This window comes from Paraburkholderia phosphatilytica (assembly GCF_003443895.1).
In the GTDB taxonomy this organism is placed as follows: domain Bacteria; phylum Pseudomonadota; class Gammaproteobacteria; order Burkholderiales; family Burkholderiaceae; genus Paraburkholderia; species Paraburkholderia phosphatilytica.
Map to the genome: position 1 here is coordinate 335,569 of NZ_QQOA01000002.1, position 25,671 is coordinate 361,239.

Genomic DNA, 25,671 nt, shown 5'->3' on the forward strand with positions numbered 1-25,671 from the left:
TGCTGTGCTTCGGCCCGCGCGCCCGCTATCGCGCGGGCAAGCGTCAACGCTGCTTCTTGCGCCCCGACTTCGCCGCGGCCTTGGCCGGCGGCGCACCACGCTTCTTCGCTGCGCCGCGCGCCGCGCGCGCTTCCTTCACGGCCGCGCTCTGCGCCGGCGCCGCTTTCTTGCGGCGCACGTCGTCCTGCGCGAGCGGCCGAACGCGCGCGCCGCCGGATTCGCTCGTGGCCTTCTCCGCCGCCTGAAGCCGCGCGCCGCCCGGCTTCACCGGCGTATCGCGCACGAGGCGGAAGTCGATCTTGCGCGCGTCGAGATCGACGCGGCTCACCTGCACGCGCACGCGATCGGACAGCCGGTAGCGGATGCCGGTGCGTTCGCCGCGCAGCTCGTTCTTGATCTCGTCGTACTGGAAGTAGTCGGAGCCGAGTTCGGTCACGTGCACGAGCCCTTCGATGAAGAGCGCGTCGAGCTGCACGAAGATGCCGAACGACGTCACGCCGCTCACCATCCCGCCGTACTCCTCGCCGAGCTTGTCGCGCATGAAGTAGCACTTGAGCCACGCTTCGACGTCGCGCGACGCTTCGTCGGCGCGGCGCTCGTTCGCCGAGCAGTGCAGCCCGAGCTCTTCCCAGATAGCCGTGTTCGAACGGCCGCGGCGGCCGCGCTTCGCTTCGTCTTCCTGCTGCAGCGCGCGGGCGCGCGGCGACAGCGCCGTGTTGAGCACGACGCCTTCCGGCGCTTCCGGCTGGTACTTCTTGCCCTGCAGGATCGCGTAGATCGCGCGGTGCGTGAGCAGGTCCGGATAGCGGCGGATCGGGCTCGTGAAGTGCGCGTAGGCCTCGTACGCGAGACCGAAGTGACCGATGTTGTCCGGGCTGTAGACGGCCTGCTGCATCGAGCGCAGCAGCATGGTCTGCAGCATCTGCGCGTCGGGCCGGTCGCGAATGTGCGCCATCAGCGCCGCGTAGTCGCTCGCGTGCGGCGTCTCGCCGCCGCCGAGCGACAGGCCCATGCCGCGCAGAAAGGTGCGCAGGTTCTCGAGCCGCTCGGCGGTCGGCCCCGCGTGCACGCGGTACAGGCCCGGGTGGCGGTTGCGCTTCATGAAGTCGGCCGCACACACGTTCGCGGCAAGCATGCATTCCTCGATCAGCTTGTGCGCGTCGTTGCGCTGGCGCGGCACGATCTGTTCGATCTTGCCCTGCGCGTTGCAGACGATGTAGGTCTCGGTGGTGTCGAAGTCGATCGCGCCGCGCTTCTGGCGCGCGGCGAACAGCGACTTGTACACGCCGTACAGGTTCTGCAGCTGCGGCAGCAGCGCCGCGCGACGCAGCGCCTCCGGCCCCTTGGTGTTCTTCAGCACCGCGGCCACTTCGGTGTAGGTGAGCCGCGCGGCCGAATGCATCACGCCGGGATAGAACTGGTAAGCCTTGATCTCGCCGCGCGCGGTGATGACCATGTCGCACACCAGCACGCAGCGGTCCACATCCGGGTTCAGCGAGCAGAGCCCGTTCGACAGCTTCTCGGGCAGCATCGGGATCACGCGCCGCGGAAAATACACCGACGTGCTGCGCTCGATCGCGTCGATATCGAGGCCGCTCGCCGGGTGCACGTAGTGCGACACGTCAGCGATCGCGACGATCAGGCGGAAGCCTTCGCCGCGGCCCACGGCCACCGGCTCGCAGTAAACCGCATCGTCGAAGTCGCGCGCGTCTTCGCCGTCGATCGTGACGAGCGGCACGTCGCGCAGGTCCACGCGATGGCGGATATCCACCGGGCGCACTTCGTCGGGCAACTTCGCCGCTTCGGCGAGCGCCGTGTCGCTGAACACGTGCGGCACGCCGTACTTGCGCACCGCGATCTCGATCTCCATGCCGGGGTCGTCGATCTCGCCGAGCACCTCGACCACGCGGCCGAGCGGCTGCGAATGGCGGCTCGGGAAATCGGTCAGCTCGACCACCACCACCTGCCCGACCTTCGCCTTCTTCGGATGCTGGGCGATCAGGATGTCGTGACCGATGCGCTTGTCTTCAGGCGCTACGATCAGCGCGCCGTTCTCGTTCAGCAGACGGCCGATCACGCGACGGTTCGCGCGGTCCGTCACCTCGACGATGTGGCCTTCGGGCCGGCCACGCCGGTCGTAGCCGACGATCCGCGCGAGCACGCGGTCGTTGTGCATGACCTTCTGCATTTCGCCGGTGGGCAGGAACAGGTCGTCCTGGCCGTCGTCGCGCACGAGAAAGCCGTAACCGTCGCGATGCCCCTGCACGCGGCCGGCGACGAAGCTGGAAGGATGCGTCAACTGATAGTGGCCGCGCGGGTCGAGCCGGATCTGCCCATCGCGCTCCATCGCCGCGAGACGCCGGAAGAACCCTTCGCGCTCCTGACGCTTGATGGCAAGCGATTCGGCAATGTCGTTCGCGGCCAGCGGGGTTTCGCTCGTGCGCAAGACGCCGAGAATCTCCTCCCGGCTCGGAATGGGGTACGGGTACTTGCTCAAGGGCTTGTCGATGGTTGTTCTCGGGTTGTTCTCGTTACGTTGGCGTCGGACGTGGGCGCTTCGGTGGGCTCTATGCTGCGGGCTCTGTGCTTCAGCGAACCATTCTAACACCCGGCTGTGACCCGTCGCGGCCCGTCAGGCAGGCTTTCGGCGCGGGTGCGAGGGGTTTCGGATGTGCTGCGGATGCACGTCGGATGCACTTCGCCAGGCGCCTTCATCGTGTCGTGCTTCGCACGATTCGCGGAACGCTTGACACTATTAAGCGTCTCGCTATAATTGCCGTCTTGCTTCAAACGCACACCTGCCCAGGTGGCGGAATTGGTAGACGCACTAGGTTCAGGTCCTAGCGGTGGCAACACTGTGGAGGTTCGAGTCCTCTCCTGGGCACCATGCTTCAAGTCGTAACAGAAACCCGCACTGCGATTCGCATGCGGGTTTTTTGTTTTTCGGCTGCCTGGTGGCAACGGCCAAGGACCGTACCTCATCCCGTTACCCTGATCGCGTTCAAGTTTTCCGCGTGTTCATTCTTTCTGAACAACCGGATTTTTTGAACACGCACATCGCATCTACTCGCGCTCCACCCCCACCAATAAATAAACCGTTGACACATTGCGGCTTCGGGTTATAATCGCTGTCTAGCTTGATTCGTGCCCAGGTGGCGGAATTGGTAGACGCACTAGGTTCAGGTCCTAGCGGTGGCAACACTGTGGAGGTTCGAGTCCTCTCCTGGGCACCACGCTTCAAGCTCGGCTTCACGTACTGACAGAAACCCGCACTGCGCTCCGCATGCGGGTTTTTTGTTTTCGCTCGCCTTTCACGTATCTTTCGCTTCGCACCCTCTCCCCGCCCGGCATTTCGCCGCATCGTTTCGTACTCCCGCATTCCTCCCGCCCAGCGTGCAGCACCGTACGCATAACGCGTGGTTTCGTCTGATGGCGCACCAAGCGTTCCACATCGGCTACCTATACTCCGGACCACAACGAACTGCCGTCACAAAACGATAACGACGGCTCTTACAACAGCGTTACGACGGGGATGCGATGAACGCGTTCGATCACACTATCCAGCAGTACTTCGCCGGCATCGCGTTCCGGTCGACGAGCTTCGATCAAGCCGTCAATCTGGTGTCCGGAATATATCTGGTGCAACTCGTGCTGGTCGCGATGCTGTGGTGGGTATGGTTCCGCAACGGCAACACGCCCGCCGCGAAGCGCGACCGCGAGATCGTCGTGATGACGATCTTCGCGAGCTTCGTCGCACTGTTCGTCGGGCGCGGACTCGCGCACTGGCTGCCGTTCCGCGTGCGGCCGTTCGCGAACCCGGAGCTTGGTCTGCACTTCCCGACGGACCCGGGCGTGGCCCACGTGCTGCGCACCTGGAGCTCGTTCCCAAGCGATCACGCGATGCTGTGGTGCGCGCTCGCCGTCGGCATCTTCGTCGCATCGCGGCCGCTCGGCACGATCGCGCTGCTCTATGCGCTGGTCATGGTCTGCATCCCGCGCATCTATCTCGGGCTGCACTATCCGACCGACGTGCTCGGCGGCGCGCTGCTGGGCATCGTGATCTGCGCCGCGCTGATGCGCGAATCGTGGCGCGCGTGGATTTCACGGCCGGTGCTTGCGATGGCGGAGAAGCACGAGGGCCTCTTCTACGTGTCGATCTTCATGTTCAGCTTCGAGCTGACCTGCCAGTTCGACCAGATCCGCCTGCTCAGCGAATCGCTGCTCAAGCATCTGTAAAGCACTCGCACGGCATCGCGGCGCCGCGATCCTTCGCGAAATGTTGGCGGCCCCGCAGACGCCCGCGCGGCACGCGCGCACAGTGCGTGTCGAAGGACCGCACGAGCCGGCCACCCGCGAGCCGGCGACAACCAGACCATCCGTGTCACTCCGGGGGATTCCCATGGACAGTTCGATCGCATCGAGGCCCGTCGTTCGCGCGACGACCGACTACACCGCACTCGCCATTCCGGTGCTGCTGTGGGTGCTCGCGATCCTCGTCGCGCACCCGTGGGGCAATTTTCCGCTCGACGACGACTGGTCGTTCGCGATCGCCGTGCAGCGTCTGCTCGACACCGGCACCTTCCGCCCGTACGGCTGGACCTCGATGACGCTCGTCGGGCAGACCTACTGGGGCGGGCTCTTCGCGCTGCTCTTTGGTTTCTCGTACAACGTGCTGCGGATCTCGACGATCGTGTCCGGCGCGCTCGGCCTCGGCGCATTCGCGCTGATGCTGCGCGAACTCGGCTGCGACCGCCGCAAGACGATCATCGCGACGCTCGCGGTCGGCTTCAATCCGATCTACGTGACGCTCGCCGGCACCTTCATGACCGACGTCGGCTTCGCGGCGCTGTGCATGTTCACCGCGCTGTTCTTCTGCCGCTATCTGCGCGAACGTCGCGCGACTTCGTACGTATGGGCGATCGTGTTTTCAATCGCGGCGCTGTCGGTCCGCCAGCTGTCGATCTTCCTGCCGGTCGCGATGCTGCTCACGCTCCTGATCGACAACCGCCGCGACTGGCGCGCGATCAGCGTCGCCGCGTTGACGGTGCTCGCGAGCTTCGCGCTGCTGAAGGGCTACGTGGCCTGGCTCGCGGCGCGCAACGCGATTCCGTCGGAGTTCTTTTCGCCGTCGCAGGGGCTGTCGCGTTTGCTGTCGGAGCCGATGGTGCTGCTCGTGAAGATCGAACAAGGCACGCGCGCGGCGATCGAGCAGATCGGCTGGTACGTGTTTCCGCTCCTGATGCTGCGCGTGCCCGGCCTGATCCGCGGCTGGCTCGCGCGCCCGTGGGGCCGGCAGATCATGGCCAGCGTGCTGCTCGCAAGCGTCGCGTGGTGCGTGCTGATGATCGGCACGCATCACATGATGCCGCTCAACTGGACCACGGTGCACGTGAGCGGCACGGGCCCGGTGTGGATGCACGATTCGCGCGACTACGCGCTCGACGTCGCGCCGCTGCCCGCGCCGTTCTGGATGTTCATCACGTTCCTCGCGACGACGGGCGGCGCACTGCTGCTGCTCGACATCGCGCTGACGGCGCTGACGCTGTTCTCCGCATGGCGCGCGCGCCAGATCACGAGCGCGTTGAGCGTGCGGATGTTCCTGATGACGGCGGGTGTGATCTACCTCGCGCCGCTGATCGGCGCGGGTTTCTACGACCGCTACCTGATGCCGGCGATCGTGCTGTTCATCGCGCTGATTGCGTTCGAAACCCAGGTGCTGCCGGCCGAGCCGCGCTCGTCGTCGCAGTTCTCGCGCACGCGGCTCCTGCGCATCGCCGCGATCGCGACGCTCGTCATTACGGGTGCGTTCGGCGTGGCCGGTCTGCACGACTATCTGAGCTGGAACCGCGCACGCTGGATGCTGCTCGACACGCTGATCAACCGCGGCGTGCCGGTCACGCAGATCGACGGCGGCTACGAGTTCAACGGCCTCTACATGTACGTGCCGCACTACGATTACCTCGCGCCGCACGCGAAGAGCTGGTGGGTGCACGACGACCGCTACATCGTGCAGTTCAAACCGCAGCCCGGCTACCGCGTGATCGATAGCGCGGATACCGAAGGCTGGCTGTCGCCGTTCAAAACGCGCATCCTGACGCTCGAACGCATCGCGGATGGCGCGGCGGCTTCACCCCAAGCCGCGCCGCAGTCTGCGCAGCAGTTCGCACAATAAGCGGCAGGTTCAGCGCCCGTACACCGCGCGCTGAATCTCGACCGTAAAGCCGCCGATCATCCCTTCGAACGCGGTATCGGTCAGCGCGACGACCGATAGCCGCGCAGCGCGATCCACGAACCACATGTGACCGTACACGCCGCCCCACAGCAGCGTGCCCGCGTTCATCGGCGCACTGGTGGGCGCGGGGTCGACGAGCAGCGCGCCGCCATAGCCGAAGCCCCATCCCGGCCCGATCACTTCAGCCTCCGCGCCCACATGCGGCTCGAACATCCGCTTCGCGGTCGACGGCTCCGCGAACGGTGCGCCGCCCGTGCGAACGGCTTCGAGAAAGCGCAGGAAATCCTCCGCAGTGCCAACCATCCCCGCTCCGCCCGACGGATACGCGGACGCATCGAGCGCGCGGTCCGGCGAAAAGCGCAGCGTGGTGCCGAGGCCTTCTGGCATCGGCACCACGGTATCGCCGTTCATCCGCTGCGGCCCGGTCTCGCCGCGCTCCGCCCGCGCATCGGCGTACGGCACCGCGAGGCGCTCCGGCTCGCGTGCATGAAACGCGGTGTCGCCCATCTTCAGCGGACCGGTGACGAGCCGCTCCACCACCTCGGGCAGTGCACTGCCGGTCGCGCGTTCGATCACCGCGCCGAGCACGTCGAGCGACAACGAATAGCGGAACCCGCTGCCCGGAGCCGCGAAAAGCGGTGCCGCCGCGAGCCGCTGAAGGTTGTCCGCGAGCGTCGCGCCCGGGACGTACTCCATGCCGTCCAGCACATCAAACGTGCGATACGGCGCATCGGGCGGTTCCTGGAAACCGTAGCCGAGCCCCGACGTATGCGTGAGCAACTGATGCACGGTGATGACCGGCTCGGTGCCATCGGCGAGTTGCGGACGAAACGCCGGCAGCCAGCGCGTGACGGGATCGTCGGCGCGCAGCACGCCCGCTTCGACGAGGCGCAGCGCCGCGACCGTGACGATCGGTTTCGTCAGCGACGCATAGCGGAACACCGTGTCCTCCCGCATCGCGCGCTGCGTCTCGCGGTCCGCGAAGCCCGCCGCGCGGCGATACACGACGTCGCCGTCGTGGGCGATCAGCACCACGGTGCCGACCAGGCTTTGCTTCGCGAGCGCCGCGTCGATCACGGCATCGACACGCGCGGCAAGCGCCGGGGCCGGCATGCGCGCCGGGTTATCCAAAACAGAAACTGCGGTCATGCTCGTGCTCATCGTCGACTCCGTTGAAGGTGAATCTGGCGACGATTGTGGCGACCCGCGCTCAAAAGAAAAAGCGTGCTACGCTGCATGTAACATGAAGCAAAACTTAACGATCAAACCCGAGCCGCTTGGCGGACTGACGGTTTTTCGGGTGGTCGCGCGCGCCGGCAGCTTCAGCCGCGCGGCGGCGCATCTCGGCGTCAGCGCGTCGGCGATATCGCAAAGCGTGCGCGCGCTCGAAGCGCGGCTCGGCGTCGCGCTGCTGAACCGCACGAGCCGCCGGGTCGCGTTGAGCGAAGCGGGCCGCACGTTTCTCGAGCAGATCGACGGCTCGCTCGATCAGATCGATCTCGCGATCCAGCAGGTGCGCAGCAGTCAGGGGGGGGCCGTCGGGTCTGTTGCGCATCAACGTGTCGCGGCTCGCCACGTCGATGCTGATCGAACCGCGGCTCGCCGAATTTCTCGCGCGCTACCCGCAGCTCAAGCTCGAGCTTTTCACGGACGACGCGCTGTCCGACGTCGTCGCCGGCGGTTTCGATGCGGGCATCCGGATCGGCCACGTGCTCGCGAAAGACATGATCGCGCTGCCGGTCGACGCGGGGCACCGTCGGCTCGTGGTCGCGACGCCGGATTATCTGCGCCGCTTCGGCGTGCCGCGCACGCCCGCGGATCTCGCGGCGCACGACTGCATCCGCTTCCGCTTCCCGGGCAGCGGACGGCTCTCGACATGGCAGTTCGTCGACGACAACGGGCTGCGCGAACTCGAAGTGGAGGGCCGCCTGATCTTCGCCGACGACCGGCTGACCCGCGTCGCGACCCGCGCCGGCCTCGGCGTGTCACAACAGTTCGAGCCGATGGTGATCGACGACCTCGCGCGCGGCACGCTGGTCTGCGTGCTCGAAGCGTGGACGCCGCCGTTGCCCGGCTTCTACATCTACTACCCGGCGCGCCGGCTGATGCCGCCGAAGCTGCGCGTGTTCATCGACTTCCTGCGCGAGCCGCTGCTGCCTGGTGCGAATAGCACGAACGGCGCAAACGCGCCCGCCTGACGCCGCTGCCAGCTTCGCGTTGCAGGCGCGCCGCAAAGCCCACGCTTTCTCCAGGGATAAGTACGGATAAACGGGCTTTCTACCATGCAGCCGCTTAACGGTCGGCGTACACTCCCGGTCGAAGCGCCCGTCCGCCGCGCGGTACGCCCTTCGCAGCCAGGGCCAGCCCAGCCGGCGTATGAATCAACGGAGACTAGGAGAATAACCACATGAGCTGGACCCGGGAACAGAGAAACGTCACGATCGCCGCCTACCTGGGGTGGACGCTCGACGCCTTCGACTTCTTTCTGATGGTGTTCGTGCTGAAGGACATCGCGACAGAATTCGGCACCGACGTGAAGACCGTCGCCTTCGCAATCATGCTGACGCTGATGATGCGTCCGCTCGGCGCGCTGATCTTCGGCTGGCTCGCGGATAAATACGGCCGCCGTCCGACGCTGATGGTCAACATCGCCTGCTTCTCGCTGCTCGAACTGCTCTCCGGCTTCGCGCCGAACCTGATGGTCCTGCTGGTGCTGCGCGCGCTCTTCGGTATCGCGATGGGCGGCGAATGGGGGGTGGGCGGCGCGCTGACCATGGAAACCGTGCCGCCGAAATCGCGCGGCATCGTCTCCGGTCTGCTGCAGGCGGGCTACCCGAGCGGCTATCTGCTCGCGTCGATCGTATTCGGCCTCGTGTATCAGTACATCGGCTGGCGCGGCATGTTCTTCGTCGGCGTGCTGCCGGCGCTGCTCGTGCTGTACATCCGGGCGCACGTGCCGGAGTCGCCCGCGTTCCAGACGCTGGAAAAGCGCGAGCACCCGGGCCTCGTCGCTACGCTCAAGCAGAATATCGGGCTGTCGATCTACGCGATCATCCTGATGACCGCGTTCAACTTCTTCTCGCATGGCTCGCAGGATCTCTATCCGACCTTCCTGCGCGTCCAGCATGGCTTCGATCCGCACACGGTGTCGGCGATCACGATCACGCTGAACATCGGCGCGATCGTCGGCGGCCTGTTCTTCGGCTACCTGTCGGAGAAGATCGGCCGTAAGCGCGCGATCTGCATCGCCGCGCTGATCGCACTGCCGGCGCTGCCGGTGTGGGCCTTCACGTCCACGCCGTTTCTGCTCGCCGTCGGCGCGTTCCTGATGCAGATCTCGGTGCAGGGTGCGTGGGGCGTGATTCCGGTCCACCTGAACGAGATCTCGCCGGATACGATCCGCGCGACCTTCCCGGGCCTCGTGTACCAGCTCGGCAACCTGATCGCATCGGTCAACGGTCCGCTCCAGGCCGGCTTCGCGGAGAAGATGCACAACGACTACGCGATGGTGATGGCGATCGTGATCGGCATCGTCGCGGTGGTGATCGCGGTGCTGATTCCGTTCAGCCGTGAACGCCGCGGCATAGATATGACACAATCCGCAAAACAGATGAGCGAGCAGGTCTGACACTGCCGCAGTGAACCGAACGGCGAGATCCGCCGTCTGAAACGAAACCCGCGCGCCAAGCCAGCGCGCGGTCCAGCATCAACGAACCACGAACCGGGCTGCGAGCCAGCGCGAGCTGGCCGACAGACCGGTCGATGACCGAGGCGGCGTGACACGCGCCGCCCGTGTCGGCCAGCAAGAACTGTACGAGGCCGTTCCGATCACCATCGGAACGGCCTTTTTTTATTTCCGCGCATCCGCGGACAGCGCAGCAATCGCGGTCATTGTTCACATTTTTAGAGGAGTCCATCCAGAAAGTCCCCTTGCCGCACCTTACCTGTTCTTTTTATCCTGACGAAAACGGCTGTTTCAAAAGACCATTTGAATCGCTTGTTTGCCGGTCGAACCGGCAACTGGGAGGCGCAACATGGCAGTTCGCACAACAGGCCGGCACACCGGCGATACGAAGTCACGCATCCTCGACGCCGCGGAGGCGCTGTTCATCGAGAACGGCTACGAAGCGATGTCGCTGCGGCAGATCACCTCGCGCGCCGAGGTCAATCTCGCTGCCGTGAATTACCACTTCGGCAGCAAGGAAGCGCTGATGCACGCGATGCTCTCGCGGCGTCTGGACCGTCTCAATCAGGAGCGTTTGAAGCTCCTCGACCGTTTCGACACGATGCTCGGCGATCGCCTCACCTGCGAGCACGTACTGGGCGCAATGTTCATTCCTGCGCTGCGCCTGTCGCGCGATTCGCACGTGGGCGGCAAGGCGTTCCTGCGGCTGCTCGGCCGCGCCTATACGGATCCATCGTCGTTCATCCGCGATTTTCTCGGTGCGCATTACGCGACCGTCGCCGAGCGTTTCTTCACGGCATTCCAGCGCGCGCTGCCGCATCTGCCGCGCGAGGAGCTCGGCTGGCGCCTCCACTTCGCGATCGGCGCGCTGTCGGGCGTGCTGGCCGGCGCGGACACCGAGAGCCTGATCGCCGAGTTCTCGCAGGGCAAGTCGATGAACGACCTGCAGCTGATCGCGCGGCTCGCGTCGCTGATGGTCTCGGCACTGAAGGCGCCGCTGCCCGACATGAGCCAGCTTGCCGCGTTCGCCGCGGTGCTCGGCGATGCGACGGAAGGCGTCGACGCGAACGAGGCCGCGCAATACTGCCCGCTCACGGAAGCCGTGGCCGCGGAGGTGAAAGCCGGCGCGGAAACCGCGGGCCGTGCCGACGAACCGAAGGAATCCTCCACGAACCCGCCGCCGGGCGACGCATCGAAACCTGTAATGGAGGCAGGTTCCGATGCAGATTCGGTGCGCGCTTCAGGCGACAGCGAAAGCACGAGCGACTCATCTGGCAAACCCGCTGGCGCACCTGCAGGCACCCAGGCGGCACCGCCCGATCGTCCAGCCGATGCACCGCGCGACGCCGCGCGACGCGACATCGATCCGCCGCTCAACGCGACGCTCGAATCGCACGAAGGCGGCGAACATCGCGACGACGACAGCCACGCGGCACGTCGCGACGAAGCGCGCGGCGAGTCTCGTGGCGACGTGCAACGCCCGCATCATCGCGTCGCCTGATCGCGGCAGCGGCGTTTAACGTGTGACGGAAGCGGACGCGCAGGCGCATCGGCCGCTTCCGCCGCAATCGCCACACGACGTTGCACGCGGCACCCGGCGCGCACCGGCCTCGCCCCACACAGCAAGACCCGATGCATGGGCCGAACGAGGCTCGGCCCGTGCTCGCCTTTGCGGAACGTCGCGTAACGCCAGAAATGCAGGCAACGGCTGCAACGGATGCAACAGCGAGCCGGGCAACAGAACGATAAACACGAGACGCACACCCCGCACCTGAGAGCGGGACGTGTGCACCGATCATCAGAAAAAGGGAGGACACACCATGGGCTGGTTCATCGTTGCGCTGCTCATCGCAGCGTTCGCGCTGCTATACGTCGAGGCGCCGGCATGGGGATGGCTCGCGTGGATGGTCGTCTGGGTGGCCGCCGCACGCGTCACGGGCGCGACCGGCACGGCCGGGATGATCGTGCTCGGCATCGTGTTCGTGCTGCCCGCGCTTGCGCTCACGCTGAAGCCACTGCGTCGCGCGTATGTCTCGAAGCCGGTGCTCGAAACCTTCCGCAAAATCCTGCCGGAGATGTCGCCGACGGAACGCGACGCGATCGAAGCCGGCACCGTCTGGTGGGACGCGTCGCTGTTTTCCGGCCGCCCGCACTGGGACTCGTTGCTCGCGCACGGACCCGCGCGCCTCACCGGCGAAGAGCAGGCGTTCCTCGATAACGAATGCGAGCGCCTCTGCGATCTCGCCAACGACTGGGAGACCACCGCACTGTGGCAGGACCTGTCGCCGGAAACGTGGCGCTACATCAAGGAACAGGGCTTCCTCGGCATGATCATTCCGAAGCGCTACGGCGGGAAACAGTTCTCCGCGTACGCGCATTCGCAGGTCATCATGAAGCTCGCGACGCGCTGCTCCGCCGCGGCTGTGTCGGTGATGGTGCCGAACTCGCTCGGCCCAGCCGAACTGCTGATGCACTACGGCACCGAGGAGCAGAAGAACCACTATCTGCCGCGTCTCGCGCGCGGCGACGATATCCCCTGCTTCGCGCTGACGAGCCCGTACGCCGGCTCGGATGCTGCCGCGATTCCGGACACCGGCATCGTCTGCAAGGGCATGCATGACGGCCGCGAGACGGTCGGTTTTCGCGTGACGTGGGACAAGCGCTACATCACGCTCGGGCCCATCGCGACGGTGCTCGGCCTCGCGTTTCGCGTGCTCGATCCGGACCGTCTGCTCGGCGGCGACGACGAACCCGGCATCACCTGCGCGCTGATTCCGACCGACCATCCGGGCGTCAACATTGGCCGTCGTCACTGGCCGCTCAACGCGGTGTTCCAGAACGGCCCGAACTCGGGCAAGGACGTGTTCATTCCGCTCGACTGGGTGATCGGCGGACGCACGCAGGTCGGCAACGGCTGGCGCATGCTGATGGAGTGTCTCGCGGCAGGCCGCGCGATCTCGCTGCCGTCGTCGAACGTCGGGATGGCGAAGCTCACGGTGCGCGGCACCGGCGCGTATGCCGCGGTGCGCCGCCAGTTCCGCACGCCGGTCGGCAAGTTCGAGGGCGTGCAGGAAGCGCTCGGCCGCATGGGCGGCAACCTGTACGTGATGGACGCCGCGCGGCGGCTGTCCGCGCATGCAGTCGACCTCGGCGAAAAACCGTCGGTGATCTCGGCGATCGCGAAGTATCACATCACCGAACGCGCGCGCAAGATCATCAACGACGGCATGGACGTCGTGGCCGGCAAGGGCATCTGCATGGGCCCGTCGAACTTCCTCGCCCGCGCGTACCAGCAGGTGCCGATTGCGATCACCGTCGAAGGCGCGAACATCCTCACGCGCTGCCTGATCATCTTCGGCCAGGGCGCGATCCGCTGCCATCCGTACGTGCTGAAGGAGATGGCCGCGACCCAGGAGGCCGATCGCGCGAAAGCGCTCATCGATTTCGATTCGGCATGCTTCGGGCACCTGAGCTTCACCGCGTCGAACGTGGTACGCGGCATCGCACATGCGTTCACCGGCGCCCTGCTGATTCCGAAGCCGCAGCGCGCGGACCCGCGCATGGTCGCGTACTACCGCGCGGCCACGCGTCTGTCCACCGCGTTCGCGCTGCTCGCCGATGTATCGATGCTCGCGCTCGGCGGCGAGCTGAAGCGGCGCGAGCGCCTCTCCGCGCGTCTCGGCGACGTGCTGTCGCAGCTCTACCTGATCTCCGCGACGCTCAAGCGTTTCGAGGACGAAGGCCGTCAGCAGGACGATCTGCCGCTCGTGCGCTGGGGCGTGGAAGACGCGCTGCTGCAGGCGTACCAGGCGTTCGACGGCGTGCTCGCGAACTATCCGAACCGTGCCGCGGCAGCGTTCGTGCGGCTCGTCGCGTTCCCGTTCGGCATACCGCATCGCGCGCCGTCGGATACGCTCGGCAGCGAGATCGCCGAGCTGATGCAGACGCCCGGCGCCGCCCGCGACCGGCTGATCGCCGATTCGTACGTGCCGCACGTCGACGTCGACGCGCTCGGCTATGGCGAGGTCGTGTTCGCGCTGACGCCGCGCGTCGCTGAGATCGAGCACAAGCTGCGCGCCGCCGTGAAGGACGGCCGCCTCGCACCGATGCCGCAGAGTCTCGCGCAGCTCGACGCGTGGACCGACATCGCGCTCGGCAAGGGACTCATCGACGCCGAAGAACGTCGTATCCTCGATGACTATGCGCGGTACGGCGCCGAGGTCGTCAAGGTGGACGACTTCCCTGCCGACTTCGGTCTCCTGCAAGACCTGCAAAAGCGTCAGGACGCGCTGGACAAGGCGATGGAGCTCGCCGCCTGACGCGCCCGGCCACTTCGGTGGCGGGTGCGGGACAGACGGTTAGTTGCAGGTGCGTCATACAGACATGAGACTATTGCACATCCGAAGCGAGGCCCGCGAGGCGACCGCACGATGAACGATTCCTACCTGAACTTCGTCAACTCGCCGTTCGGCGGCCGGCTGGTCCGCTCGCTCGGGCTGCCGAAGCCCGAGGTGCTGCGGCGCTACCGCGCCGACCGGCCCGAGTTCGACGGCATCGTCGCGCTTGGCGCCGCGCGCGAGCCGCAACTGCTCGACAGCTTCGCCGACGTGATCCGCCGCATCGGCATCACGACGGTTGCGCACGAGAGCGCCGCGCCGTGGATCGCGCTCGCCCAACGCCACGGCCTGATGACGGGCCGCTTCGAACCCGTCGAGCCGGGTCAGACGGGGCGGGTCGGCGCGCTCGTGTTCGACGCGAGCGGCATTGCCGACAGCAGTCAGCTCGAACCGCTGCATGCGTTCTTTCACGACACGTTGCGCTCGCTCGGCAAGTGCGGACGCATCGTCGTGCTCGGCCGCGTGCCCGAGACCTGCGCAAGCCCGCGCCAATGGACCGCGCAGCGCGCGCTCGAAGGCCTGACCCGCTCGCTCGGCAAGGAGGCGCGGCGCGGAATTACGTCGAATCTGGTCTACGTGGAGCCCGGCGCCGACGCGCGCATCGAGGCGACGCTGCGCTTTCTGCTGTCGCCGCGTTCGGCCTACGTGTCGGGCCAGGTGATCCGCATCGAAGCGCAGGCGAACGCGGGCCTGCCCGCCGACGGCAGCTCGACCGGCATCGCGGGCAGCGACCTCACCAATGCGGCGCCCTCCTCCAGCGCGTTGCATCAAGACGACTACGGCCTCGGCGCAAACTTCGACTGGACGCTGCCGCTCTCCGGTCTGCGCGCGGTCGTGACGGGCGCGGCGCGCGGCATCGGCGCCGCGATCGCGGGCGTGCTGACCGCGCAGGGCGCACACGTGACGGGCGTCGATATCCCGTCGGCCATCGAAGCGCTCGATTCGACGATGCGCAAGCTCTCGGGCACCGCGCTGCCGCTCGATATCGCCGCGCCGGACGCACCCGCGGCTCTAGTCGATGCGTTCGGCGAAGCCGGCATCGACATCATCGTGCACAACGCCGGCATCACGAAAGACAAGACCATCGCGAAGATGACCGACGCCGCGTGGCAGAACGTGATCGACATCAACCTGTCGGCGCAGGAACGCATCGACGATGCGCTGCTGGCCGCCGGCGCATTGCGCGAAGGCGGACGGATCGTCTGCGTATCGTCGATCAGCGGCATTGCGGGCAACCTCGGCCAGACCAACTACGCGACCTCGAAAGCCGGCGTGATCGGCCGCGTGGAGAGCATGGCCGCGCCGCTGCGCGAACGCCGCATCACGATCAACGCGGTCGCGCCCGGCTTCATCGAAACGCAGATGACCGCGAAGATGCCGCTCGCGCTGCGCGAAGCGGGCCGCCGGATGAACTCGATGAGCCAGGGCGGTCAGCCCGACGACGTCGCGCAGACCATCGCGTGGCTCGCGCATCCCGGTTCCGCGGGCGTGACGGGCCAGGTCGTGCGGGTCTGCGGACAGAGCCTGATCGGAGCGTGACGATGCGCCAACCGTTCGATGCCGTCCCGCCTGGCGGCGCACCGCGAGCGAAAACCGTCGTGCTGCCCGAGCTGCCGAAGCCGTACGTGCTGTACGGCCGCGCGGCGAGCGGCGTGATCAAGCGCAACCGGCCGCTGCAACTGCCGGCGTTGCGTTACGTGCGGCCGGCGGTGCCGCTCGATGGCCTCGCGATCGACCGTTATGCGCGTGTGTGCGGCTTCATTCCCGACCACGGCGTACCGCTCACCTATCCGCATCTGCTCGCGTTTCCGCTGCATCTGATGCTGCTGACGGACCCCGCGTTTCCATGGTCCGCGCTCGGTCTCGTGCACATCGCGAACCGCATCGAGCAGCGCCGGCCGCTCACGATCGGCGACACGCTGCGCATCGAAGTGGAGTTCGACGGCTGGCGCCGTCACGACAAGGGCCAGGTATTCGCGCTCGCGACGCGCATCTACCGGCGCGGCGAAGCGGTGTGGGACGGCGACAGCCTGTACCTGAAGCGCGGTGTCGCGAACCCGCAGGGCGATGCGCCCGCGCCGCTCGACTACGATCGCGACGCGCTGAGGCGCCATTCGCGCTGGCAGCTACCGCCACAACTAGGCCGCGACTACGCAACGGTGTCCGGCGACTACAACCCGATCCATCTGACGGCGCTGTCGGCGAAGGCGTTCGGCTTTCGGCGCGCGATCGCGCACGGCATGTGGACGCTCGCGCGCGCCGCGTCCGCACTGCAGCCGCCGAAGCCGCTCGCGAGCGCGACGCTCGCCGGCGAGTTCAAGACGCCGATGCTGCTGCCGGGCGAAGCGAGCTTCTGGACCGCGTCGCCGTCGCTGATCACGCGCGACTTCGAAGTGCGCGACAAGGCCGCGGAGAAGCCGCATCTGCGCGGCACGATCGACTGGGTGCTGCGCTAGCGGCGCGCTACGTGCGCCAAACGCGGCGACGCGCAAAACATCAGGACACACGAACCGACAGGGAGACCTCCGATGCCCAACCCGCCTCCAGCCGTGCGACGCGTCGCGATCATCGGCGGCAATCGCATTCCGTTCGCGCGCTCGAATACCGCGTACGCGACCGCATCGAACCAGGAGATGCTGACCTTCACGCTGCAAGGTCTGATCGACCGCTACAACCTGCATGGAATGCGGCTCGGCGAAGTCGCGGCGGGCGCGGTGATCAAGCACTCGCGCGACTTCAACCTGACCCGCGAATCCGTGCTGTCGACGACGCTCGCGAAGGAAACGCCCGCGTACGACGTGCAGCAGGCATGCGGCACCGGTCTTGAAGCGGCGATCCTCGTTGCCAACAAGATCGCGCTCGGGCAGATCGACGCGGGGATCGCGGGCGGCGTCGATACGACGTCCGATGCGCCGATCGGCGTCAACGAGCGGATGCGCAAGATCCTGCTGGAAGCGAACCGCAGCCGCACCACCGGCGAGCGCGTCGGCGCGCTGACGAAGCTGCGCCCCGACATGCTGTTCAAGCCGCTGCTGCCGCGCAACAACGAGCCGCGCACCGGCCTTTCGATGGGCGAGCACTGCGAGCGGATGGCGAAGCGCTGGAGCATCGCGCGCGAAGCGCAGGACGCACTCGCGTACGAGAGCCACCGCAAGCTCACCGACGCTTACGCGAACGGCTTCATGAACGATCTGATGACGCCGTACCGCGGGCTCGCGCGCGACAACAACCTGCGCGCAGAACTGTCGATGGAAAAGCTCAGCACGCTCAAGCCCGTGTTCGACCGCGACGCGGGCACGCTGACCGCGGGCAATTCGACGCCGCTCACCGACGGCGCGTCCGCCGTGCTGCTCGCGAGCGACGCGTGGGCCGAAGCGCACGATCTGCCGGTGCTCGCGTATCTGAGCTGGTCGGAGACGGCCGCGGTGGACTTCTTTGAGAAGAACGAAGGCCTCCTGATGGCGCCCGCCTACGCGGTGCCGCGAATGCTCGCGCGCGCGGGCCTGACGCTCGCGGACTTCGACCGGTTCGAGATTCACGAGGCGTTCGCCGCGCAGGTGCTCTGCACGCTCGCCGCGTGGGAAGACGACGAATACTGCCGCACGCAGCTCGGATTCGATGGTCCGTTCGGCTCGATCGACCGCGCGAAACTGAACGTCAACGGCGGCTCGCTCGCGACCGGCCATCCGTTCGCCGCGACGGGCGGCCGCATCGTAGCCGGCCTCGCGAAGATGCTGACGCAGCTCGACAAGCCCGACGGCACCGCGCGCGGGCTGATCTCGATCTGTGCGGCGGGTGGCCAGGGCGTCGTCGCGATACTCGAGCGCTGATGCGCGACGCGCTCAACGGTTCACAGCACATTCACATAAAGACACAGGGAGACACGATCATGAACCAGCCAGCCCGGGGCGATTCCGTCCGGACAGACGCGCCCGCGTCTTCGTCATCCGCTGTACCCAACACCGACGGCATCTGGTACGCGTCCTATCCGCCCGGCGTGCCGCACGAGGTGGACGTCACGCAGTACCAGTCGATCGTGCAGTTCTTCGACGAATGCATCGAGCAGTTCCGCGAGCGGGTTGCGTACGTGAGCGTCGGCGAGAACATGACCTACGGCGAACTCGCGCGCAAGGCGAATGCGTTCGCCGCGTATCTGCAGAGCCTCGGCGTGAAGCCCGGCGAGCGCGTCGCGATCATGCTGCCGAACACGTTCCAGTACCCGGTCGCGCTGTTCGGCACGCTGAAGGCGGGCGCCGTCGTCGTGAACGTGAATCCGCTCTATACCGTGCGCGAGCTCGCGCATCAGCTGAAAGACAGCGGCGCGCAGACGATCATCGTGTTCGAGAACTTCGCGAAGACCGTCGAGGACGCGCTGCCCGGCACGCGCGTCGAAAACGTGATCGTGACGGGTCTCGGCGACCTGCTTGGCGACGGCCTGAACCTGAAGGGGCGCCTGCTGAATTTCGTGCTGCGCCACGTGAAGAAGATGGTGCCGAAATACGCGCTGCCGCAGGCCGTGACGCTGCTCGACGCGCTGAAGGCCGGCTACGGCCGCACGCTTACGCCCGTCACGCTGCATCCCGAAGACATCGCGTTTCTGCAGTACACAGGCGGCACGACGGGCGTCGCGAAAGGCGCGATGCTCGCGCACCGCAACATCATCGCGAACCTGCTGCAGGCGAAGGTGTGGTCCGCGGACCAGCTCACCGGCGACGTCGAGACCGTGCTCACGCCACTGCCGCTCTATCACATCTATTCGCTCACGCTGAACGCGCTGATCTTCATGGGGCTCGGCGGACGCAACATCCTGATCGCGAATCCGCGCGACACGAAGCGCGTGATGATGATCATCCGTCACGAGAAGTTCACGGGCATCACCGCGGTCAACACGCTCTACAACGCGTTCCTCGACAACGAGGAATTCCGCAAGCGCGACTTCTCCGACCTGAAGCTCGCGATGGCGGGCGGCATGGCCACGCAGAAGGCCGTAGCGGACCGCTTCAAGGCGGTGACGGGCAAACCGATCGTCGAAGGCTACGGGCTCACCGAATGCTCGCCGATCGTGTCGATGAATCCGGTCGACCTGTCGAACATGCGCGATTTCGAAGGCTCGATCGGCTTGCCCGCGCCATCGACGCAGGTGCGCTTTCGCAAGGACGACGGCACGTGGGCGAACATCGGCGAAGCGGGCGAGCTGTGCGTAAAGGGTCCGCAGGTGATGAAGGGCTACTGGAACCGCCCGGAGGAAACCGCGAAGGTGATCGACGCCGACGGCTGGCTCGCAACCGGCGACATCGGCGTGATGGACGAGCACGGCTACATCAAGCTGATCGACCGCAAGAAGGACATGATTCTCGTATCCGGCTTCAACGTATATCCGAACGAGATCGAGGACGTGCTGGCGATGCACCCGGACGTGCGCGAGGTGGCGGCGATCGGCGTGCCCGACCCGGCGCAGGGCGAGCGCGTGAAGGTGTTCGTGGTGGCTCGCAACCCCACGCTCACGGCGGAGGCCGTGATCCAGCACTGCCGCAAGCATCTGACGGGCTACAAGGTGCCGAAGCTCGTCGAGTTCAGGAGCGAGCTGCCGCAGACCAACGTCGGCAAGATTCTGCGCCGCGCGCTGCGCGACGAGGAACTGCGCAAGCTGACACAGAACTGAGGTAGAACCGAAGCCGCGCTGACGCGGAACCGGCACGGCATTCGGGAACAAATGCAGGTTTCAAACGTTTAGCCTTAGGTGGCGACGCTGCGCCGCACGCCGCGAACCGTGCAGAATGACGGTCGCGGCGGTGGGCACGGCGGTAGGTACGTCGGTAGGCACGGCAGTTGCCTCGCTGCACTTCGTACGCGCGCGCGATGAACCGCCGCCCGCCCTGGTTGAAACGTTTCTGGAGATCCTGCCGATGACGCACCGGTTTCTGCCGCCGCAGATTTTGTCGCTGTTTTCGCTGCTGCTATCGCCCCTGTCCGCACCGCTTGTTGCACGGCTCTTTGTGCCGCGCTTTGCATCGGCCTCCGTTCCGAACGTTGCCGGCCTGACCACCGTCGCCGCGCTGTCCGCATGCCTGATCGCCTTTGCGCCGGCCGCCGCCGCACAGACCAACGGCGTGCCGAGCGCGGTGACCGATGCCGCGAGCGCCGCCTCCGCCGCCGCGGCCACCGCCTCCGCGGCGGACGTCGCTGCCGCGCCTGCCAACGTGTCGCCTCCGAAAACGCCGCCCGAACAGGTCGGCAAGCTCACGCTCGACCAGCAGGTGAAATGGCTGCAGCGCGCCGCGCAAAGCGGCATGCTGGAAACACTGAGCGACGACGCGCTCACCTCCCTGTTCCGCTCGCTCGATCCGCTCGCGGTGCCGCGCTATATCCGCGAAGGACCGAACGGCTATCCGTCGTACACGTTCACGATGCTGCGGTCCGAGCGCATTCGCGGACAGTGGCCGTCGAAGCCCGATCACATGCTCGTGAAGCTGACGCGCGAACCGCTCAGGATCTACGCGAAGTGGTTGCCTGACGGCGCGCACGCGGGCCAGGAAATCATCTACGACGAGACGAAGCGCAGCGACGAAATGTACGGGCATCTGGGCGGCATCCTCGGCATGATGCCGCTGTGGACGTCGATCACCGGCACGCTCGCGCACTCGCAGTCGAACCATCAGGTGCGCGACCTCGGCACCGAGTTCATCGCGACGCAGTACCTGAACGAAGGCAAACAGCTCGCGAAAGCCGGCGACGCGCCGCAGCAGACCATCGACGTGAAAACGATCGACGGCGTGCGCGTCGTCACCTTCACGTTCGATACGCCGACCGGGCAGCCGCAGTACTACGCGAAGAAGGAAACGCTTGGCCTCGATCTGCGTCATCCGTATTTCCGCACCGTGGAGTCGTACAGCAACGACGGGCAGCTGTTCGAACGGATCGTGTTCGAAAAGATCATGCCGCAGACTTTGGACGACAGTGCATTCGATCCGAAGAATCGCGCCTATAAGTTTTGAGCTGGAAGCGTGGTGCCTGTGGTGCGCGCAGTGCGTTCGAGCGTGAAGGCGATGGCGGCAGCTGTGCGCGAGCGCTCTCCGCTCGTGTCGTCTCTGCCGCAGTTGAGTGCGTGATGCAACGCGAAGCCCGGCGCGCAGGCAAGCCGTTGCAGCACGAAGCCGTCCGACGCGCGCGTGACGCCGAACAGCGTGACGGGCACATCGGGTGCGTGTGAATCGTCGATGCGCAGACGCGATGCGAGCGTTGTATGCCACAGCGCGCCGATATCGTCGGCGGCATCGAAGAGCGGCACATCCACCGCCCGCATGCGGCGCGCGAATTCGACGGACACCGGAAGCGTCGAATCGAAGACTGCCAAAGCGTGACCCGTTCGATCCACACCGATGCCCGACGCGCGAACCCGCGGCGTGAAAAGCGCCAGCGGCAGCGCTTCGCTCGCCGTAAGCCAGAACCCGCTCATCACGAAATCGCGTCGTTGCATGACCGTTGCCTTTTCCCTCGCGCTCTCGCCGGGTGCGTACTTCAAAGCGCTGCTACGCGCCGCTACGTATACCCCCGCTTCGAACGCCACGCGCGCGGCCAGATCCCCTGCTTGCCGGGCGACAGAATCCCGTCGGGATCGAGCGCATCCTTGATCGTCTCCGAAAGGCGCAGCAGCGCGCCGTCGTTGAAGCTGTACTGCGCCGCCGCGAAATCCATGTACAGCAGATGCGCGCGGTATTCGCCGTAGCCGGCGGCGCGCGCGTCGCTGATCAGCGCGCGCAGCAGGTCGCCCGCATCGGCGGCCTGCTTTGACCGGTTACGGTCGAAGATGATCGCGCAGATGTGATGCAGATGGCGCACGCCCGCGGTGAAGCCGCCGTAGTAGTCGAAGCCATACTCGGCCATCCGGTGCTTCGCGAGCGTGTACTGGCGCATCGCGTCGCGGCCCGCGGCGGGACACACCGGCGAGAAATCCACGTGCGCGCCCGAGCCGCCGAGCCAGTCGAGCATCCGGAACGCGGTCATCGCCGGGATGCCGGCCAGGTTGCGGTCGGCTCCGCCTTGCGGCGCTTCGTCGCCGCGCAACGTTTGCGACGCGAAACGCGCGTGCGGAATCGCAGAAAACGCGCGACGCACACGCTTGTGCTGCAGCTCGATCAGGTCGGGCTCGCCGTACAGCGCGTAGTGCAGATTCCAGCGGCCGATGTCGAGCTGCCGCGTCATCGCGTCGATCGCGCTGTCGGGCATCGCGCCTGCGCCGTCGTACCACTGCGCGCGCGGGCCGAGCCCCGCCGCGCGCCGGATCGCGCCTTCGATCACCGCGTGCTGCGCGATCGTGCCGTCCAGCCGCAGCTCGCGCAGCGTATCGACGATCGCCGTGAGATCGCCCTCGTCGCGAAACTGGATCTCGCCGACGAGATACGCGGGCGGCGCCGGCATCAGCCACACGCCCATCTTCGTGACGACGCCATAGTTCGACTGCAGGAACATCGCGTCGAACGACGGACCGTAGCCCGGCCGGTACAGCTGCCACGCGGTGCCGATCTCGATGCCGCCCATTCCCGTGCGTACGACGTCGCCGTTCGCGAGCACCACTTCCATCCCGCACTGCGTCGCTGCGTGATCGCCGTACGGCGTCGTGCCGAAACCGCGTTCGAGCGTATTGCCGATCACGCTGCCCCACCCGACCGCGGGCGGATCGACCCACAGCCGGTGGCCGTGCTCGCGCAGATACGTATGGAGATCGAAATAACTGACGCCGGGCTCGACGAGCGCGGTGGCGAACTCGTCGTTCACCGCGAGGATGCGGTTCATCCGCTGCAGGTCGAGCACGACCGAACCCGTGAGACGCGGCGCCGCGCCGCCGTAGGCGAGATTGCGTCCGGTCGAAACCGTCCACAGCGGAATGCGCGCTTCGCCGGCAATGTGCAGCACGGCGCGCACTTCGTCGACGGATACAGGCAGCACCGCCGCCGACGCGGCGAATGCGGCATCGGGACCGGGCGCGAACGGGTCCGTCCACGACGCGAGCGCATCGCCGGACGCGATCACGTTCGTGTCGCCGACTATCGCGCGCCAGCGCGCGAGCGCCTGATCGAAGCGCGCGGCCGACACGCCCGGCGGTAGCGTGCGCGCCGCCGGCATCAGCGCCGCATCCCGCCGCCCGCGCTCATGAACATTCCACCGCCGCCGCCATGCGTCGCGCCGCCGCCGGCGTGGTGCATCGTGCCGCCGCGCCCGTGCCACGGTCCGGCGGAACCCGGATGATCGTGGTGATGGTGGTGGAAATGATCGAAGAACACGAACGACCCGCCGCCGATCACGGCCGTCGGCCAGATCAGCCATGGGTCGTAATACCACGGGTCCCAGTACGGATACGCTGGGTACAGCACTGCTTCGTCGGTGTCGATCTGCCAGCTGCCGTCCGGCTGCCGGCACGCGTTGCCGACAATCCGCTGCGGCGTACCGTCGATGTCCGCCTGCCCGACGATGGTCCGGCAGACGAGCTGATCGTTCATCGTGCCGACGCTGCCGGGAGCGGCGGCGGTCTGGTTGGCGACCGGTGTCGTGCAACCCGCGCACGCACCGAGCACCGCGCCTAAAACGAGAATCTTGCGCATGATGTGATCCCGCCTTGATGCCCTCGCGCACAGGCGCGGTTGTGCCGACGCTTTGCGCGCACTGCACGGCTCGCGACGCATGCGGTGATGCATGCGCGCAAATCCGTGCGCCGTTGCAGGCGGTGTCGAGCACGCGCCTGCAACGATAGAACGAACCGCCAGCCGGACCTATTCCGCCGCGTCATGCGGGCGTGGTGGAGTATTCGTTACGCGATTTTTCAACGGGCCGATGCGGACGGTTCGCACTCCAGCAGTGTGCGCGGTTCGCACGGGAATGGCGATGGATTTCGCGCGGGTGCGGTACGTGGGTGCGGCATCCAGCGGGCAGCGCGCCAGACGCGTTACTGCTGCCACGCTTCCGGCTTGCCGCCGAGCGCCGCGCAGACGTCGATTGCGATCGTGCGCAGCTTGCTCTCGGAGATCGGCCCCGACAGCGCATAGCCCATCCGGTCGTTGACCCAGTAGAAGGTGCTGCGGTTGCCGTCGCGGAACAGACGGAACGCGGTCTCGTCTTTCGGAATCGCCGTGACGTAAAGCGTCAGCCGTTCGCCGAACTGGTTTTCGTACATGAACTGCGCAGCCGGTCCGCTCGCATCCGGCAACAGGCGCCCGCCGACCAGCGCGTAGCCGTATTCCTGCAGCGACGGAATGGACAGCTGCCGGTTGAGCCGCTTCGACAGCCACGCGATCAGATGCTGTTCCTCGGCCGCGGCCACCTCCACCGGATGACGGACCTCGGGCGTGTACACCGCGTACGCGACGTCCGCGCGGCGCGCGAGCGCGAGCGTTTCGCCGCTGCCGCCGAGGCGCGGCACGAGCGGCCCGATGAGCAGCGCCAGACCGGCACCCACCGCGAGCCAGCACGCGGCCAGCGCCATGCGCCGCCAGCGCGGCGCGCGCACCCGCAGGATCATCGCGGCGGGCGCGGTTTCGGCACCTGCGCGACTGTCGCGTTCGCCGGCGGCCGGCGCACCGCACAATGCCTTCAGCGCCGCGGTCTGCGCGCGCCAGGCGGCAACCTGCGCGGCGGCGTGCGGGTCGTTCGCGAGCCGCTCGTGCACCGCGTCGCGCTCGGGTCCCGGCAACTCGTCGTCGACATACGCCGACAACCTTTGCAGGTCCGCATCGGAATCGTGGTCGTCGTGGTTCATCGCTGGGTTCTCACTACCTTGAGCGGCGGACTCTGCCGCGCGGGTCCGTCGCCTTCCGTCAGCAGTATCCGCATGTGCTCGCGCGCGCGGGACAGCCGCGACATCACGGTGCCGATCGGCACGCCGAGCACGCCCGACGCCTCCTGGTACGTCAGTTCCTCGACGCCGACGAGCAGCATCACCTCGCGCTGCTCCACTGGCAGACAATACAGCGCCCGCTGCACATCGCGCAGCACGAGGCCGTCGATGTCGCCGCGCGGCGCCTCGAGCGTGCGCCACGGCGCGTTTTCGTCGTCGACGGCGATTTCGCGGCGCGCGCGCAACTGGTCGATATGGATGTGCCGCAGGATCGTCAGGAGCCATGCGCGCAGATTGGTCTGCGGACGAAACGCCGACCAGCGGGCGAGCGCGCGCTCGGCCGTATCCTGCACGAGGTCGTCCGCCCACATCGGGTCGCCCGTCAACGCGCGCGCATAGCGGCGCAGTTGCGGCAGCCACGCAATCACTTCCGACTCGAATTTCGCCTGACGGTTGCTCACGCTCTTCGATCGCGTCCGCTTTCGTTATGCTGCGTTGTCCTGCGTTGCTGCGCGTTGTGGTGTGCGTT

At 66.7% G+C, this 25,671-nt stretch carries 18 protein-coding genes, 2 tRNA genes and 2 pseudogenes; 15 read left to right on the top strand and 7 right to left on the bottom strand.

Annotated features, from left to right (window positions below; all coding sequences use genetic code 11):
* Positions 1 to 43 precede the first annotated feature (43 nt).
* Entirely contained in the window at positions 44 to 2,497 is a 2,454-nt protein-coding gene (gene rnr, locus DVS29_RS03325; protein ID WP_118179012.1) for a ribonuclease R, read from the bottom strand.
* A 303-nt stretch (positions 2,498 to 2,800) separates the two neighbouring features.
* Here rnr and DVS29_RS03330 point away from each other — a divergent pair.
* The 4 genes from DVS29_RS03330 to DVS29_RS03345 all read left to right on the top strand — a co-directional run bounded on the left by DVS29_RS03330 (position 2,801) and on the right by DVS29_RS03345 (position 6,172).
* A tRNA-Leu gene (locus DVS29_RS03330) sits at positions 2,801 to 2,887 on the top strand.
* 259 nt (positions 2,888 to 3,146) lie between these two features.
* Positions 3,147 to 3,233 (top strand) — tRNA-Leu (locus tag DVS29_RS03335).
* A gap of 304 nt (positions 3,234 to 3,537) precedes the next feature.
* Positions 3,538 to 4,236: a phosphatase PAP2 family protein gene (locus DVS29_RS03340; protein ID WP_118179013.1), complete on the top strand. Its 699-nt coding sequence runs from the start codon at positions 3,538 to 3,540 to the stop codon at positions 4,234 to 4,236.
* A 163-nt stretch (positions 4,237 to 4,399) separates the two neighbouring features.
* Positions 4,400 to 6,172, top strand: a complete 1,773-nt coding sequence (locus tag DVS29_RS03345) for a glycosyltransferase family 39 protein (RefSeq protein WP_164707836.1) — start codon at positions 4,400 to 4,402, stop codon at positions 6,170 to 6,172.
* A 9-nt stretch (positions 6,173 to 6,181) separates the two neighbouring features.
* Here DVS29_RS03345 and DVS29_RS03350 read toward each other — a convergent pair whose 3' ends face one another.
* Positions 6,182 to 7,393, bottom strand: coding sequence for a serine hydrolase domain-containing protein (locus DVS29_RS03350; RefSeq protein WP_240655435.1), 1,212 nt, complete (start codon positions 7,391 to 7,393; stop codon positions 6,182 to 6,184).
* 82 nt (positions 7,394 to 7,475) lie between these two features.
* Between DVS29_RS03350 and DVS29_RS38295 the strand changes: the two are divergent.
* From DVS29_RS38295 to DVS29_RS03395, 11 genes and pseudogenes are all read left to right on the top strand, one after another.
* Positions 7,476 to 7,628: pseudogene (locus DVS29_RS38295) on the top strand (helix-turn-helix domain-containing protein); the annotation flags it as partial.
* A gap of 184 nt (positions 7,629 to 7,812) precedes the next feature.
* Complete coding sequence (locus tag DVS29_RS03355) at positions 7,813 to 8,430, top strand: LysR substrate-binding domain-containing protein (protein WP_240655437.1); 618 nt, start codon at positions 7,813 to 7,815, stop codon at positions 8,428 to 8,430.
* Between the two features lie 209 nt (positions 8,431 to 8,639).
* Positions 8,640 to 9,860: an MFS transporter gene (locus DVS29_RS03360; RefSeq protein WP_118179015.1), complete on the top strand. Its 1,221-nt coding sequence runs from the start codon at positions 8,640 to 8,642 to the stop codon at positions 9,858 to 9,860.
* Positions 9,861 to 10,008: 148 nt separating this feature from the next.
* Positions 10,009 to 10,194: a hypothetical protein gene (locus DVS29_RS36800; RefSeq protein ID WP_124800591.1), complete on the top strand. Its 186-nt coding sequence runs from the start codon at positions 10,009 to 10,011 to the stop codon at positions 10,192 to 10,194.
* 72 nt (positions 10,195 to 10,266) lie between these two features.
* Positions 10,267 to 11,214 (top strand): annotated as a pseudogene (locus DVS29_RS38220) (TetR/AcrR family transcriptional regulator); the annotation flags it as partial.
* Between the two features lie 523 nt (positions 11,215 to 11,737).
* Positions 11,738 to 14,236, top strand: coding sequence for an acyl-CoA dehydrogenase (locus DVS29_RS03370; protein WP_118179016.1), 2,499 nt, complete (start codon positions 11,738 to 11,740; stop codon positions 14,234 to 14,236).
* 111 nt (positions 14,237 to 14,347) lie between these two features.
* Positions 14,348 to 15,853: a 3-oxoacyl-ACP reductase gene (locus tag DVS29_RS03375; protein WP_118179017.1), complete on the top strand. Its 1,506-nt coding sequence runs from the start codon at positions 14,348 to 14,350 to the stop codon at positions 15,851 to 15,853.
* A 2-nt stretch (positions 15,854 to 15,855) separates the two neighbouring features.
* Entirely contained in the window at positions 15,856 to 16,770 is a 915-nt protein-coding gene (locus DVS29_RS03380) for a MaoC/PaaZ C-terminal domain-containing protein (RefSeq protein WP_118179018.1), read from the top strand.
* A 72-nt stretch (positions 16,771 to 16,842) separates the two neighbouring features.
* Positions 16,843 to 18,144, top strand: a complete 1,302-nt coding sequence (locus DVS29_RS03385; RefSeq protein WP_118179019.1) for an acetyl-CoA C-acetyltransferase — start codon at positions 16,843 to 16,845, stop codon at positions 18,142 to 18,144.
* A 59-nt stretch (positions 18,145 to 18,203) separates the two neighbouring features.
* A complete protein-coding gene (locus DVS29_RS03390) occupies positions 18,204 to 19,976 on the top strand; it encodes an AMP-binding protein (RefSeq protein WP_118179072.1) in 1,773 nt (590 codons plus the stop codon).
* Positions 19,977 to 20,280: 304 nt separating this feature from the next.
* Positions 20,281 to 21,309: a DUF1571 domain-containing protein gene (locus tag DVS29_RS03395; protein ID WP_240655448.1), complete on the top strand. Its 1,029-nt coding sequence runs from the start codon at positions 20,281 to 20,283 to the stop codon at positions 21,307 to 21,309.
* On the opposite strand, the gene DVS29_RS03400 is transcribed toward DVS29_RS03395, so the two are convergent.
* The 5 genes from DVS29_RS03400 to DVS29_RS03420 form a co-directional block, all read right to left on the bottom strand.
* Complete coding sequence (locus DVS29_RS03400) at positions 21,297 to 21,791, bottom strand: hypothetical protein (RefSeq protein WP_118179020.1); 495 nt, start codon at positions 21,789 to 21,791, stop codon at positions 21,297 to 21,299. The two genes, DVS29_RS03395 and DVS29_RS03400, sit on opposite strands and share 13 nt — an antisense overlap.
* Before the next feature lie 62 nt (positions 21,792 to 21,853).
* Positions 21,854 to 23,437, bottom strand: coding sequence for an FAD-binding oxidoreductase (locus DVS29_RS03405; protein WP_118179021.1), 1,584 nt, complete (start codon positions 23,435 to 23,437; stop codon positions 21,854 to 21,856).
* A complete protein-coding gene (locus DVS29_RS03410; RefSeq protein WP_118179022.1) occupies positions 23,437 to 23,913 on the bottom strand; it encodes a hypothetical protein in 477 nt (158 codons plus the stop codon). The genes DVS29_RS03405 and DVS29_RS03410 overlap by 1 nt, the downstream gene beginning before the upstream one ends.
* 341 nt (positions 23,914 to 24,254) lie before the next feature.
* Entirely contained in the window at positions 24,255 to 25,064 is an 810-nt protein-coding gene (locus tag DVS29_RS03415; protein ID WP_118179023.1) for an anti-sigma factor family protein, read from the bottom strand.
* Positions 25,061 to 25,603, bottom strand: a complete 543-nt coding sequence (locus tag DVS29_RS03420) for a sigma-70 family RNA polymerase sigma factor (RefSeq protein ID WP_118179024.1) — start codon at positions 25,601 to 25,603, stop codon at positions 25,061 to 25,063. Before DVS29_RS03420 ends, DVS29_RS03415 begins: the two co-directional genes overlap by 4 nt.
* Between the last annotated feature and the right edge of the window lie 68 nt (positions 25,604 to 25,671).

Excerpts from the sequence above, each read along its gene's own strand:
- DVS29_RS03390 (WP_118179072.1), top strand. The coding sequence starts at position 18,204 with ATGAACCAGCCAGCCCGGGGCGATTCCGTCCGGACAGACGCGCCCGCG.
- DVS29_RS03380 (WP_118179018.1), top strand. The coding sequence starts at position 15,856 with ATGCGCCAACCGTTCGATGCCGTCCCGCCTGGCGGCGCACCGCGAGCG.
- DVS29_RS03410 (WP_118179022.1), bottom strand. The coding sequence starts at position 23,913 with ATGCGCAAGATTCTCGTTTTAGGCGCGGTGCTCGGTGCGTGCGCGGGT.
- DVS29_RS03375 (WP_118179017.1), top strand. The coding sequence starts at position 14,348 with ATGAACGATTCCTACCTGAACTTCGTCAACTCGCCGTTCGGCGGCCGG.
- DVS29_RS03355 (WP_240655437.1), top strand. The coding sequence starts at position 7,813 with ATGCTGATCGAACCGCGGCTCGCCGAATTTCTCGCGCGCTACCCGCAG.
- DVS29_RS03400 (WP_118179020.1), bottom strand. The coding sequence starts at position 21,791 with ATGCAACGACGCGATTTCGTGATGAGCGGGTTCTGGCTTACGGCGAGC.
- DVS29_RS03340 (WP_118179013.1), top strand. The coding sequence starts at position 3,538 with ATGAACGCGTTCGATCACACTATCCAGCAGTACTTCGCCGGCATCGCG.
- DVS29_RS03350 (WP_240655435.1), bottom strand. The coding sequence starts at position 7,393 with ATGAGCACGAGCATGACCGCAGTTTCTGTTTTGGATAACCCGGCGCGC.
- DVS29_RS03360 (WP_118179015.1), top strand. The coding sequence starts at position 8,640 with ATGAGCTGGACCCGGGAACAGAGAAACGTCACGATCGCCGCCTACCTG.
- DVS29_RS03415 (WP_118179023.1), bottom strand. The coding sequence starts at position 25,064 with ATGAACCACGACGACCACGATTCCGATGCGGACCTGCAAAGGTTGTCG.
- DVS29_RS03345 (WP_164707836.1), top strand. The coding sequence starts at position 4,400 with ATGGACAGTTCGATCGCATCGAGGCCCGTCGTTCGCGCGACGACCGAC.
- DVS29_RS03405 (WP_118179021.1), bottom strand. The coding sequence starts at position 23,437 with ATGCCGGCGGCGCGCACGCTACCGCCGGGCGTGTCGGCCGCGCGCTTC.
- DVS29_RS03370 (WP_118179016.1), top strand. The coding sequence starts at position 11,738 with ATGGGCTGGTTCATCGTTGCGCTGCTCATCGCAGCGTTCGCGCTGCTA.
- DVS29_RS03385 (WP_118179019.1), top strand. The coding sequence starts at position 16,843 with ATGCCCAACCCGCCTCCAGCCGTGCGACGCGTCGCGATCATCGGCGGC.